Below are 13,198 nucleotides of genomic sequence, written 5' to 3'. Positions count from 1 at the left end.
TCTTTGAAAACTTATAGATTCTTCTATAAGTTTTTGAAGTATAAAGAATTGTGAGGCGTTTTGCATGAAGGAAAGAATATTAATTGTGGAAGACGATATTGATATAAGTGAAATGATTCAATCATTTTTAGCAATGGAATATGATTTTGAAACGGCATTTAATGGTGTTGAAGGATTAGAAAAAGCATCAAGGCAACAGTATGATATGATCATACTAGATATTATGATGCCCCAAATGGATGGTATAGAGATGCTGAGAGCGCTTCGCGAAAGACAGATGACTCCCATATTGATGTTATCTGCAAAAGATACGGATATAGATAAGGCATTAGCACTTGGTTTTGGGGCAGATGACTATCTGGAAAAACCATTTTCTATGATAGAACTACAAGCGCGTATTAAGGCAATTTTAAGGCGAGCGAAGTATTATAAACAACAATCTTTAGAATCAGAGAGTAATGATGTGTTTACCGTTGGAGAATTGGATATTGATTTTTCGATGTATCAAGTAAAACGAGATGGTGTAGAAATTAAATTAACCTCAAAAGAATTTGAAATATTTAAGTTGCTCGTAAAGAATCCTACAAGAGTATATACCAAAGCTCAACTGTATAATCTGATTTGGAAGGAAGAGTATTACGGAGAAGAAAATGTTATCAATGTTCACATACGTCGGTTGCGAGAAAAAATTGAAGAGAATCCATCTAAACCAAGATATATCATTACATTGTGGGGAATTGGGTATAAGTTAGGAGAGCAGTTATGATTAGTGCTCTCTTAATTATATGTGGATGTCTAAGTGTTGGATTGTACTTGGTAATTCGAAAAGAAGCACAATGTAAGAAGGATTTGATATATCTAAAAAATAAACTTTCTGAGGTTAATGGGAGTCAGACAGAAGAATATATCAAAATTGTTACGAACGATGAGATAACCCAACAACTATTGATTGAGATGAATGCTTTACTTGCTAATTATTATGCTAAAGAGGGAAAATACATAGAATTAGAGCTTTCAACAAAACAGATGATTTCGAATATTTCTCATGACTTAAAAACACCTTTAACTGTTATTCAGGGATATTTGGAAAAAGAATTATTGAAAACGCCAATGGAAAATGACAGCAAAAAAAATCTTGAACGGGTATATTCAAAAACTTTAGAATTAATTGCATTAATGAACCAATTTTTTGAGCTGGCTAAGTTGGAATCAGGAGATGTAGAAATTAGAAGAGAAAGAGTTGAAGTAACTGAGTTATGCAGAGAAATTATTGTGAGTTATTATTCGATGATTCAGGAGAAAGCTATGGATGTTGACTTGAAAATTCCTGATGGTCCAGTCTTTATTTTATCGAACAGAGAGATGTTAATGAGAATATTAACCAATCTAATAACGAATGCCTTAAGATATGGTGATGATGGCAAAGTCTTGGGAATCACTTTGAAAAATGATGGGGAAGAGGTAGCTATTTCTATTTGGGATAAAGGGAAAGGCATAGCAAAAGAGTATCAGCGTAGTGTATTTAATCGTTTGTTTACTCTAGAAGACTCAAGAAACAAAATGTATCAGGGGAGTGGACTGGGATTAAGCATTACAAAGCAGTTAGTTGAACAGCTCGATGGTGAAATTGACTTAAGAAGTACTCCAAATGAATTAACGGTTTTTACCGTACGTTTTAAACAGTTTAAGTTTTAGTGAGGTGTATGATGGACGCTATAAAAACTTATAATTTATCAGAAAAAAGTCCGCATCCAAAATTCTCCAATATTAATATGACAATTGAAAAAAATTGTGTATATGGTCTTATTGAATTAGATGATGAAGTCAAACATGAATTGTTGAAGACTTTTTTGCAACCTAGTGATTATTACAATGGAGATATAGAGGTGTTTGGAAAGCAAGTGACTGATGACAGAGATTATTTAAAAAGAATAGGGATTGTGACGGATCAACTATTTTTTTATGAACATTTAACAGTATATGAAAATTTAAAATTGCACTGTGAATATTCTGGATTTTATGACTATAAAGTGATTGATGACACCCTTATGCTAATGAATATTACGGAGGTGAAAAATGAATTAGTTAAAGATATCTCGCTGAAATATAAGAAAAAAGTTGCAGTGGCAAGAGCTATATTAACTAGTCCTGAATTGCTTATTTTAGATGATGCAATTGATGGAATTGATACTGAAAGTGTAAAAGATATCATTGATGTTTTAAGAGCGCTAAAAACATCGAGGCGGACAACTATTCTGTTGGCTTCCCATAACTTAAGTGAAGTAGAAAGTATAGCAGATAAAGTTGGAATTTTGTCAAAAGGACGTTTAGTTAAAGAAATGTCTATTGATCACATAAGGACAGCTAATAGTGGTTACTATGAAATTAGAACAATCGATATTAAGCAGGCTGCCGTTGTGCTAACCAAAGATTTAAATTTGAACAGTTTTAAGATTATCGAACCAGAAACTATTAAGATCTATGATCGAACAATACATCAAAACGAAATATTAAAGGCATTGATTGCTAAGGATGTGTCTATTGATGAATTTACTCTTCACTCCAAAACATTGGAAGATTATTATCTGAGTATTGTTGGAGGTGTGTAATGTGTTACAATTGATAAGATTCGAAATAAAGAAAGCTTCTTTATTTCGCATTATCAGTGTTTTGATGGTGGTTAACATTGCATTGATATGGATATTATATATGGCAATAGGAAACGTTAAAATAACATATAAATACTTATTTCAAATAATTGATAGCATGATGATTATTCTTTATTGTATTTTATCTAGCGTGTTGTATAGCAAATACGTTCTCGATGATATAATTGGGAACAAATTTTATTTTTATCAAAGGTATCCAATAAAGTTAAATCGTATTATATGGTCGAAATTGTTAATAGTGATATTTGGTGCTTTGATTTTAAGCATACTCTCATACATTTTTGTCGCGAGTGGTGTCATACTTTTAAAAGTAGTATTTATCAAAACAGTTTATGGATTTTCAAAAGGATGGTTTTATAACAAAATTATTCAAATAATTATATTATCATGTTGTTATAATTTGATAGGACTATTACCAGCTCTTATTTCAGCAATAACAAAGTCAAAGATAATGATGTTATCAATTTCTACAATTCTTGGTATTGCTCTGAATTCGATTGGTGAGAATGTATTTACAAGTTTGATTAATAGAACGATACTTTTGCTTGTATCTATGAGTATTATTCAATTAATAATCGTCGTTTATAAAATTGATAAGAATTTAATAGAATAACGAGTTCTGAATGTGTTGGTATGATGAACTTAAGGTAACCATCCAGGATGTGCTCTGTAGATCAAAGTATTTAAAAGTCTATGAACAGTACTTTTATTTAAACCTACTTTTTTTGATAACTCCACTAAGCCTACCTCACCAGTCCTTAAAGCTTCTAATATGTCAAATGCTCTATCTACTGATTGTACTACGTCTGGCCTCATATGATAAACCATCATTCAAGAAATGGAATTTAACACGGATTCAATTGAAAGTATAGGACAAAAGAATGCAATATGAAATAAGTTTTTAACAGAAATTTAGATTGTATACTAATTTGTAATCAAATAAGGAATAGGAATTTGAGATTTACACAGACATAGTAAGATCAATTATTTTTCAAAATGAATATTTGAAAACTAGTAATTAAAAGATAGGAAATTGGAAAAAATAAATAATATTTGTTATTATTGAAGTTATTTCTAGAAGAAAAATCTGACTAAAATAAGGGTATTTGATACCATATGAGTTTTTATTCAAAACTAAAGGAGCAATATCCATGAATAATGAAGTCGTTACCGATAAACAAGGAATATATTTAATAACTCTATTCATAGTAGGTGAAACATTTATACTTGCGAGGGCACTGGAAGCCAAACAGGATTTTTGGTTAGCGATTATTATAGCTATGGTTATGACTGTTCCTTTTATGCTAATGTTCATCAGATTACATAAACTTTTTCCCGGTAAAGACTTATTCGATATTAATGAAAGTGTTTTTGGAAAAGTTCTGGGAAAGATAATTAGTTTTCTTTTAATTTATTATGTTGCTAGTAACATGATTTCAGTTATGAGGGTTTTTACTGACTTTATTTCATTTGCATCCCTTCAAGGGACTCCATTAGCAATCCCATTTATTGGATTAGCATTTGTATGTATATGGGCCGTAAAGCAAGGTATCAAACTGATGGGAACATGGTGTGATTTTTTCTTGCCTGTAATTGTTGTCTTCCTATTTATAGGAATAGTTTTATTAATTCCTGAAATGAGGCCAAATAACCTTAGTCCATTTTTATTTTATGGAATGAAGCCAGTCATGATAGGCGCATTATCCACATTCTTTTTTCCACTGACAGAAACAATTGCGTTTGTTATGATATTTGCAAAGTTTAAAAATAAAAATTCAGCTAATAAAATATACCTTTATGGATTATTATTCGGTGGTAGTTTTATGTTAATCCTTGTAATTACTGAGGTACTGGTATTAGGAGTAAGTACCGCTGCAATTCTTTACTTTCCAGGATATGGAACATTTAGTAGACTAGATGTTGCTGGAGTTTTACATAGATTTGAGATAATTTCTGGAGCAACTTTCATATTAGGTGGTTTTTTAAAGGTGAGTGTGCTATTACTAGCCATTTGTAGGGGGATAGCCAAGATATTCAATTGTGAGGATTATAGATTCGTAGTAACTCCAACTGCTTTAGTTATTGCAAACGTTTCGTACTTCTTCTATGAAAGTACGATGTTTATGTTTCAATGGATTAGAGATGTATGGGGATATTTTGCATTCCCATTTCAATTTGTTATTCCTATTATTATATGGATTTCAGCAGAAATTAGGAATAGATTAGTAAGTCGTCAGGTAGATAGTTAGTGTATGCTGTAATCTATGGCGAGACTATGTTTCTATTTGAAGATATTGTCAATGTATATAATATATGATTTTCCAAGTAGAGGAAAAGAAATTCGTATTAAGAGAAGATAAGAAAAGAAAATCATCCTGTTATAATGGATGATTTTTTTTCTATATATAAATCAAGATATACTAGGAACACCCTCTAATTGATTAGAAATTAATTATTATCTTTATTGGATTTATTTAAATCAATTTCAACACCAGACCCTAAGGATACTTTCACCTGATTATTCAAGATTTTTTGAATAATAGCAATTGCTATTACTTCAAAACTCGTTAAATATTGCCCGATTTTTATTATATTCTCATTATTCTTAACTACTACTTCTTCGTCCTTTTCAACTATTAAGGTCCAATTGTTATATGGCATTTCAAAATACACTCCATATACTTGGTCACCTCTATAGTCTTCATATGGGATATCCCTTGAATAGTCTATGTTGAGTTTTATCCTTTCTAAATCAACCTTTTTCTTTCCAACAGCATCGGGATAGTATCTAGATTCCGTTATAAATGTTCCATCTTTGTCGACGATATAGGTTTTAACGGTCTTATCTATAAGTATTGAGTTTGCCATGATATCATTCAAATGGTCGAGTTTAACCCTTGCACATATAGAACCTACAACAGTCTTTTTATTCATTATAGGAACTGCTATTTCCATTACGGCATAATTCCTATAGAATAACACATCAGAAGTATCTACATTACCTTTGAAGGAATTTTTAATCCAAGTTTTTTGTGTGAAATCTTCAAATATATCTTGATGACCATAGATTATATTATGGTCCTTATCTAAGACATATATTTCTTTATATATGTCTTTATTGATCTTTATATAATCAATTAAGTTCTCCATCTGACATTGTTTAAGGGTTTTTACTGATTCAGAATAAGCTAAATAATTAAGATCGAATATTATGTCTTCTATCCATTCGTTTATTTGTCTATTATAATCGGTACCCATAGTGTTTAAGGAACTAAGTGTTAGTTCTACGCTTGATTGGTTATCTATAGTTAAAAATAAATAACTTGCAGCTATAGTTGGTATTATGGAAATAATCACCATAGCAATTATTTTAAAATATTTATTTTTAGTCTTATCCATTCTCCTCCCCCCTCCCGGTATAGTAATATGTCCACTTTTACAAATGTGTTACAACCCTTACAGGTATTTATTAAAGTTTTTGGACAATATAGTGAAATACAAAATCTTGGTTGGGGTAAAAATAAGTTCCTTGGTTGGAGACATTTTGAAAATTAGCTATTATAATAGAGATAGAATAAGTAAATAACAGGGGGAATAATATATGTTAAAGTATTTGGCCCAGGGGTTTATGTTGGGTATTGCATACGTGGCTCCAATAGGTATGCAGAACCTTTATGTAATAAATACAGCAATTAGCAAAGATAGATTAAGAGCATACCAAGTAGCTCTTATAACAAGCTTTTTTGATATATCCTTAGCATTGGCTTGCTTCTATGGTATGGGAATCTTAATGGATAAATCTCAAATATTGAAGTCAATAATATTGTTTATTGGAAGTTTAGCAGTTATATATATTGGTATAGGTCTTGTAAGGAGTAAACCTGAGGCCAATAAAGAAGTTGATGTTAATAAGACTCTTATGCAAGTGGTAGGAACATGTTTTGCGGTAACTTGGTTGAATCCACAGGCCCTGATAGATGGTTCTTTACTTCTTGGAGGATTTAAAGCATCTCTTCTACCAGAGGCATCGAAAATGTTTATTTTGGGTGTATGTATAGCTTCGGTATCATGGTTTACAGGTGTGACTACAGTTGTTTCTATTTTCAGGAATAACTTTGACAGTAAAATTATAAGAGGAATAAATATTGTTTGCGGGAGTATTGTAATTTACTATGGATTAAAGCTTGGGTACAGCTTCATAAAACTATTTGCTTAAAACAAGGGTGAGTATATGATAACTATAGACTGGATGCCAGATAAAAGTTCAGATATTCCAATTTATAAACAAATAATAGATTATGTAAAGGGAAAAATCTCGAATGGAGAATGGGAAGTGGGAGACAGGCTTCCAACCCAAAGAGAATTATCCCATAGTTTCAATGTGAATAGAAGTACAATAATACAGGCATTAGATGAACTAAAGTCTGAAGGTTTGATAGAGGGAAAGGGTAGTAAAGGAACCAGAATAGTAAATAATACTTGGTCAGTAATAACCTCTACTCCTCCTCCAAACTGGCAGGATTATATAGAAAGTGGCATACATAGACCAAATCTGCCGACTATACAGGCAATAAATAGCTTAGAGTTTAAGCCTAGTATGATTCGCTTAGGAACAGGTGAACTTTCACCGGATATTTTCCCGAAGGAAATGATGAAAAAAGTAATGAACAGGGTGTCTGGCAAAATGAACTCATTAGGATATGAACAGCCTAAGGGTTCACCATACCTTAGAAAAGTATTGAGTGAATATCTAAAAAAATATAATATAAATGTTTCTCCAGAATCAATACTGATAGTGTCCGGTTCATTACAGGCACTACAGCTAATCTCAATGGGAATTTTACATCATGGATCAATGGTGCTTACTGAAAAGCCTTCGTATTTAAAATCCCTTCATATATTTCAGTCGGCAGGTATGAATCTTAAGGGAATTAATATGGATGGTCATGGAATTATAGCTAGTGAAATTCAAAAAAATAAAAGTAATAATAAAACAACGTTGCTATATACTATTCCAACATTTCATAATCCTACTGGGATAGTGATGCCCGAGAGAAGGCGTAGACAAATATTAGAGATATGTGAGGAAGAAAGACTGCCGATTATTGAGGATGATGCATATAGAGAGCTTTGGATTGATGATGAGCCTCCAATGCCTATTAAGTCAAAGGACAACAGTGGAATTGTGCTATATTTAGGAAGCATTTCAAAAACCTTGGCAGCAGGTCTAAGAATAGGATGGCTAGTTGGACCACAGCCCGTGATTGACAGATTGGGAGATATTAAAATGCAGACAGATTATGGCGCAAGTTCTCTTTCGCAATTAACCTTGGCCGAATGGATATCAAGCGGGTTATACGATGAATACTTGTTAAGGCTAAGAAACGAAATAAAGCTTCGTAGAGAGATAGCCCTAAGGACACTAGAAGAGAATTTTTCTGATATAGCATCTTGGGATAGACCTAGAGGAGGTTTCTATATTTGGACTAAATTAACAAAGAAAATTTCTATGAATAGATTGTTTTCAATGGCGTTAAAGGAAAAACTATTAATTAATCCTGGTAATATATACGATTTTGCACACAATCAGAATCTTAGAATATCCTATTCATATGCTTCATTAGATGATTTGGAAAGTGGATTGAAAAGACTTTCTGAAGTAATAAGGGAGTGCTATAGGGATAATTGATTAGACTTATTATGATCCATATTTGAAAAACTTAATTAAGTGAGCAAATTGCATAATTACCATCTAAAAAAACTTTCTACTATATATAGTCTTAAATTCCCTAGAGCAATACCACATTTATTATGCAATTCTGCCAAGTTAGAATTATGTAATTTCTTCAAGTATATACATACCCCTGTATATAGAAACTGACCCTAGATGAATAATAAAATTTCATCTAGGGTCAGTTATTTTATTGGACTTTAATAAATAAAACTCAAATTATCCTATAATTGTTAATTAAAACGAGGAAATAAAGGTAGAGACATAAAAAAAGCACATATGTCAAAGGTTAATTATAATTGCAAGAATATTAATTAGTTGCAAAAACAACTAAATTATTGTATAATAAATTAGTTGCTTTTGCAACTAAATGAAAATTCCTATGAACTTATATAAACTTGGAGGTGGATTTATTGCATATTAAAAAGCATACAGTTGGAAAGAATCTTTTTACCGTCCAAAGATATTTTAAAATATTTTTAAATTATAGATTAAAAAACCATGGGCTGAATAGTGCGCAGTTTATGGTATTGCTTAGATTAATGAGGCAGGATGGACAGAGCCAGGAAGCAATCAATGAAGGGTTGAAATTTGATAAGGGTTTTCTTGCAAGGGTTGCAAAATCCCTTGAAAAAGAGGGATATATTATTAGAAAAGTCAATCAAGAGGATAGGCGTGCCTATGAATTATACTTAACTGAGAGGGCAAAAGCTCTGAAACCAATGATATTTGAAACCTTAAAAGAGTGGGATGATACTATTTTAGAGGGATTAAATGAAAAGGAAATAGAAATAATGGAGAATGCTTTAGATGGTATGTTAGAACGAGTAGTAAAAAAGTGTAAAGAGGTGAAGGAGGAGGGGGAGAATGAAAAAACTTAAGGATAATAAAATGGGAACAATGCCCATTCCAAGGCTGATGCTAACAATGTCATTGCCAGCAATATTGTCTATGATGGTACAGGCAATGTACAATGTTGTAGATAGTATCTTCGTATCAAAAATCGGAGAAGAAGCTTTAACCGCTGTTTCATTGGCCTTTCCTATTCAGCTAATTATCATAGCATGCTTTTTAGGAATAGGAACTGGTGTCAATTCTCTTATTTCAAGAAAAATAGGAGAAAATGACTTAGAATCAGCAACAAATGCAGCTGAGCATGGCTTTATGCTAAGTGGAATTTTGTACCTTGCTATTGTGACTATAGGAATATTTCTTGCTAATAATTTCTTTAATATGTTTACAGAGGATGCAATAATTCTTAGTTATGGTGCCGATTATATCAGAATTATTATGTTTTTCTCCTTTGGTAGAATGTTTGCTCAAGCTGGTATGAGTACGTTACAGGGTACGGGAGAAATGGTGAAGCCTATGATAGCTCAGTTGATTGGAGCTATAGGAAATATTATTTTAGATCCAATATTAATCTTTGGATGGTTAGGGTTCCCGGCAATGGGAGTTAGAGGGGCTGCTATTGCTACAGTAGCTGCTCAAATTATTTCAATGATTTACATCATGGTGGTATTGTTTAAAAAAGATAACTACATTAAGATTAATCTAAAAAGGTTTAAATATAGTAATTCTATTACAAAACAGATAATGATTGTAGGATTACCCGTTGCTATTATGCAAGGATTGGGATCAATTATGTTAACAGGTCTTAACCTAGTGTTAGCGAGCTTCAATGAAACAGCTGTTGCTGTGATGGGTGTTTACTTCAAGCTTCAATCCTTTGTCTTTATGCCTGTATTCGGACTTTCACAGGGAACCATGCCGATCATAGGCTACAACTTTGGTGCTCGAAACAAAGAAAGGTTAATGAGTGCTTTGAAGATTGGTATAGTTACTGCAGTTATCCTTACTACAATGGGACTGGTAGTATTTCAATTATTCCCAGTACAGCTTCTTTCGCTATTCAATAGTACCTATGAGATGACAGAAATTGGAGTAGTAGCATTTAGAATCATCAGTCTATGTTTCCCACTGGCAGCTATATCAATTATGCTAAGCGTATCATTCCAAGGAATGGGCGATGCATATATAAGTTTAATTGTATCATTCATTAGACAAATTATAGTCCTATTACCTGCAGCTTATATATTAGGTAGGGTTGCAGGGCTCAATGCAGTGTGGTATGGATTCTTGATTTCAGAGGTTGTTGCCCTGCTAGGGGTGTTGTATTTCTTTAGAAAGGCATATAGAACAAAGCTATCGGTGTGGGAGAAAACCGCACAGCAAGTTGTATAGATAAGTATAGAAGAACTTATAAATTATGAGTTCTTCTTTTTTATATCACATAGAAAATTAGCTGTAGATAAGATTAGAATTTTCGTTATGCTTCTAAACAAAGTCTGCTTTGGGAATCTTTATAAAAGTTTTTGCCATAAGAGATTTTAATGGGTATAAGCGTATCGGAAAGAGGAGGGAAATAGAGAAAAATGTCGAAAACATACATGTAATAATATCATATGCCAAAAATAAAATCATCTTTTGAAGGAGGCTAATTATGTCTATTAAGGCTAAGTTTTTTGGAGGCATAGGTGTAAGTTTTCTAATTATGTTTATGGTATTTTCTATGTTTATTGTAAGAAAAACTGATAATCTAATTAAAGAAAAAGAAGAAGAATATAACCACCTATTAAGCAAATCAATTAAAGAAGGTATAGATGATCAGATTGAAGGAACAAAGACGGCCATATTGAGCGTAGCTAAAAATAGTGAGGTTGAAAAAGCCTTTGCAGAAAGGGATAGGGAAAAGCTTCTCAGCATGCTACTGCCATCTTATAAAGATATTAAAGATAGTGTTTCTCAATTTCAATTTCATTTACCGGACTCCACTTCTTTTTTAAGATTACATAAGCCAGAAAAATATGGTGACAGTTTAAAGGCATTTAGATTTACTGTTAATGAAGCTAATAAGCAAAAGAAAATTGTTTCAGGTATAGAAGAGGGAAAGGCCGGATATGGTTTAAGAGTTGTTGTTCCTATAGATTATAATAATAAACATATTGGAACAGTTGAATATGGAAGAAACTTTGGAGAGGAGTTTTTGAATTCTCTTAAAGAGAAGTTTGATGGAGAATACTTTATATATGGTTTTAAAGATGGAGACAGTGTTTCATGGGAAGAGAATAATAAATACATTGCCGCTACAAGCGAAAGTGATATATGGGAAATTAATGAGAATACCATTGAAGAATTAAAAAATGGCAATGAGATTTTTGTGAAATCTTCCGATGAAAAATTCGAGATTATAATGATTCCTTTTAAAGATTTTAGTGGAAAGATTAAAGGATTTATAAAAGTTATTCAAAATAGAGAAAAGGTTTTAAAAGAAGCAAGTCTTATGAAAAAACAAATGTACATTTATTCTATAATTGCTGCATTAATCATCTCTTTAATAGTTTTAGGATTAGCGACTTATTTATTAAAAGGAATCAATAAACTGCTTGAAAAAACAGAGATAGTTGCATCAGGTAACCTAACAGAGAATGTGAAAATTAGATCAAAAGATGAAATAGGTCAATTGGCTAATGGTTTTAATAAGATGACTGAGAATCTAAGAAAACTTATTAGGGATGTTGAAGGGACTGTTAATAGAGTAAATGATTCAACAAAATCAATTGTTGAAATAACTGGTGAAATTGGAGTAGTAAGTAATGAAGTTTCTTCAACTATTCAAGAGATAGCAGCTGGAGCAACAAATCAAGCAGCTGAAGCTGGAGACAGCTTGAGTAAGACTAATGAGTTAGCTGAAAAGATACATATAATTATGAAGCATTCTGAGAATACCATTGACATTACTACAAAAATGCAAGAAAAGACTGGATCAGGCATCCAGGCTATTGGATGGCTTAAAAATAGATTTAAGGAAAATACAGAGGCTACTAAAAGCGTTGATTTAGGAATACAAGAACTAACTGAGAAGTCTAAGACAATAGGAACTATTGTAGACACAATAAATTCCATAGCAGAGCAGACTAATCTGTTAGCTTTAAATGCTGCTATTGAGGCTGCAAGAGCAGGAGAGCATGGAAAGGGATTTGCGGTTGTTGCTGAAGAGGTAAGAAAATTAGCAGAACAAAGTGGTGATGCAACTGATGAAATACAAAAAATAATTAATGAAATTACAAATGTTATAGACGGTACACAAAATTCAATGGATGTTGCTAATGAAATAGTTCAGGAAGCTAATATTTCTTTGACAAATACAGAAAGATCACTGAATGAAATTAATGATGTTGTAGATAAGGTTGTTAACGATATAACTTCGACGAATGGACTTTTAAAAGATGTAAATGACACTAAAGATAAGGTGTTAAAATCTATAGAAAGCATTTCAGCAATAACAGAGGAATCTGCTGCTGCAACACAGCAGATAAGTGCTTCCACAGAGGAGCAAACAGCTTCTATAGAAGAGATACTAGCCTCAATGGAAGAACTAAACAATATGGTAAAGGAGTTACATGATTCAATTAAGGTATTTGAAATATAGATAGAAGCTAAGATAAATTGTGGATTCGAGAAATTTCCAGCTTATCGTTAGTGAATCCCATATATAAAAACAAACTCCAGATAAATAATTCATTTATCTGGAGTTTGTTTTTTGGGTGGAAATTATTTATATCTTTCAATTAGCATAGAAAAATAGTTGGTAAAACAATTAAATATAGAAAGCTTATAGATTTATATAAGTTGGAGGTGACTTTATTGCATATTAGAAATCATTAAGGATTTTATCGGTAAGTTTTATGTTTATATGACTATATCTTTTCCTAAAGACACTTATCAAATCCTCATC

Annotated in this window: 12 protein-coding genes; 10 read left to right on the top strand and 2 right to left on the bottom strand. The window is 31.9% G+C overall.

What is annotated here, in order from left to right; translation table 11 throughout:
• Positions 1–64: 64 nt before the first annotated feature.
• The 4 genes from R9X47_RS11955 to R9X47_RS11940 are packed head-to-tail and all read left to right on the top strand — an operon-like array spanning position 65 to position 3,282.
• A complete protein-coding gene (locus tag R9X47_RS11955) occupies positions 65–766 on the top strand; it encodes a response regulator transcription factor (RefSeq protein ID WP_432667076.1) in 702 nt (233 codons plus the stop codon).
• Positions 763–1,695: a sensor histidine kinase gene (locus tag R9X47_RS11950; RefSeq protein WP_432667075.1), complete on the top strand. Its 933-nt coding sequence runs from the start codon at positions 763–765 to the stop codon at positions 1,693–1,695. Before R9X47_RS11955 ends, R9X47_RS11950 begins: the two co-directional genes overlap by 4 nt.
• Positions 1,696–1,706: 11 nt before the next feature.
• A complete protein-coding gene (locus R9X47_RS11945) occupies positions 1,707–2,609 on the top strand; it encodes an ATP-binding cassette domain-containing protein (protein WP_432667073.1) in 903 nt (300 codons plus the stop codon).
• Position 2,610: 1 nt separating this feature from the next.
• Positions 2,611–3,282, top strand: a complete 672-nt coding sequence (locus tag R9X47_RS11940; protein ID WP_432667071.1) for a hypothetical protein — start codon at positions 2,611–2,613, stop codon at positions 3,280–3,282.
• Positions 3,283–3,311: 29 nt separating this feature from the next.
• Here R9X47_RS11940 and R9X47_RS11935 read toward each other — a convergent pair whose 3' ends face one another.
• The gene (locus tag R9X47_RS11935) at positions 3,312–3,485 is read right to left on the bottom strand and encodes a helix-turn-helix domain-containing protein (protein WP_432667070.1); all 174 of its coding nucleotides are present in this window, start codon (positions 3,483–3,485) and stop codon (positions 3,312–3,314) included.
• Between the two features lie 335 nt (positions 3,486–3,820).
• On the opposite strand from R9X47_RS11935, the gene R9X47_RS11930 reads away from it, so the two are divergent.
• Complete coding sequence (locus tag R9X47_RS11930; RefSeq protein WP_432667068.1) at positions 3,821–4,918, top strand: GerAB/ArcD/ProY family transporter; 1,098 nt, start codon at positions 3,821–3,823, stop codon at positions 4,916–4,918.
• A 199-nt stretch (positions 4,919–5,117) separates the two neighbouring features.
• Here the strand turns inward: R9X47_RS11930 and R9X47_RS11925 are convergent, their stop codons facing one another.
• Positions 5,118–6,068: a cache domain-containing protein gene (locus R9X47_RS11925; RefSeq protein WP_432667066.1), complete on the bottom strand. Its 951-nt coding sequence runs from the start codon at positions 6,066–6,068 to the stop codon at positions 5,118–5,120.
• Between the two features lie 202 nt (positions 6,069–6,270).
• Between R9X47_RS11925 and R9X47_RS11920 the strand changes: the two genes are divergently transcribed.
• The 5 genes from R9X47_RS11920 to R9X47_RS11900 all read left to right on the top strand — a co-directional run bounded on the left by R9X47_RS11920 (position 6,271) and on the right by R9X47_RS11900 (position 12,892).
• On the top strand, positions 6,271–6,885 hold the full coding sequence (locus R9X47_RS11920) for a LysE/ArgO family amino acid transporter (protein WP_432667065.1): 615 nt from the start codon (positions 6,271–6,273) through the stop codon (positions 6,883–6,885).
• A 15-nt stretch (positions 6,886–6,900) separates the two neighbouring features.
• Positions 6,901–8,358 (top strand): PLP-dependent aminotransferase family protein, encoded by a 1,458-nt coding sequence (locus R9X47_RS11915; RefSeq protein WP_432667063.1) that lies wholly within the window; start codon positions 6,901–6,903, stop codon positions 8,356–8,358.
• Between the two features lie 455 nt (positions 8,359–8,813).
• Positions 8,814–9,281 carry a MarR family winged helix-turn-helix transcriptional regulator gene (locus tag R9X47_RS11910; RefSeq protein ID WP_432667062.1) on the top strand — a complete coding sequence of 156 codons (468 nt, stop codon included), beginning with the start codon at positions 8,814–8,816 and terminating at the stop codon, positions 9,279–9,281.
• The gene (locus R9X47_RS11905; RefSeq protein ID WP_432667059.1) at positions 9,268–10,644 is read left to right on the top strand and encodes an MATE family efflux transporter; all 1,377 of its coding nucleotides are present in this window, start codon (positions 9,268–9,270) and stop codon (positions 10,642–10,644) included. Before R9X47_RS11910 ends, R9X47_RS11905 begins: the two co-directional genes overlap by 14 nt.
• A gap of 259 nt (positions 10,645–10,903) precedes the next feature.
• A complete protein-coding gene (locus R9X47_RS11900) occupies positions 10,904–12,892 on the top strand; it encodes a methyl-accepting chemotaxis protein (protein WP_432667058.1) in 1,989 nt (662 codons plus the stop codon).
• Positions 12,893–13,198 lie beyond the last annotated feature (306 nt).

The organism is Wukongibacter baidiensis, from assembly GCF_050888315.1.
Lineage (GTDB): Bacteria > Bacillota > Clostridia > Peptostreptococcales > Caminicellaceae > Wukongibacter > Wukongibacter baidiensis.
Note: the sequence above shows the minus strand (reverse complement) of the source record. Positions and strands in the feature narration are given on the sequence as shown.

What these genes read in the sequence shown, in the direction of transcription:
- R9X47_RS11955 (WP_432667076.1), top strand. Translation starts at nt 65, where the DNA reads ATGAAGGAAAGAATATTAATTGTGGAAGACGATATTGATATAAGTGAA.
- R9X47_RS11950 (WP_432667075.1), top strand. Translation starts at nt 763, where the DNA reads ATGATTAGTGCTCTCTTAATTATATGTGGATGTCTAAGTGTTGGATTG.
- R9X47_RS11945 (WP_432667073.1), top strand. Translation starts at nt 1,707, where the DNA reads ATGGACGCTATAAAAACTTATAATTTATCAGAAAAAAGTCCGCATCCA.
- R9X47_RS11935 (WP_432667070.1), bottom strand. Translation starts at nt 3,485, where the DNA reads ATGAGGCCAGACGTAGTACAATCAGTAGATAGAGCATTTGACATATTA.
- R9X47_RS11930 (WP_432667068.1), top strand. Translation starts at nt 3,821, where the DNA reads ATGAATAATGAAGTCGTTACCGATAAACAAGGAATATATTTAATAACT.
- R9X47_RS11925 (WP_432667066.1), bottom strand. Translation starts at nt 6,068, where the DNA reads ATGGATAAGACTAAAAATAAATATTTTAAAATAATTGCTATGGTGATT.
- R9X47_RS11920 (WP_432667065.1), top strand. Translation starts at nt 6,271, where the DNA reads ATGTTAAAGTATTTGGCCCAGGGGTTTATGTTGGGTATTGCATACGTG.
- R9X47_RS11915 (WP_432667063.1), top strand. Translation starts at nt 6,901, where the DNA reads ATGATAACTATAGACTGGATGCCAGATAAAAGTTCAGATATTCCAATT.
- R9X47_RS11905 (WP_432667059.1), top strand. Translation starts at nt 9,268, where the DNA reads ATGAAAAAACTTAAGGATAATAAAATGGGAACAATGCCCATTCCAAGG.
- R9X47_RS11900 (WP_432667058.1), top strand. Translation starts at nt 10,904, where the DNA reads ATGTCTATTAAGGCTAAGTTTTTTGGAGGCATAGGTGTAAGTTTTCTA.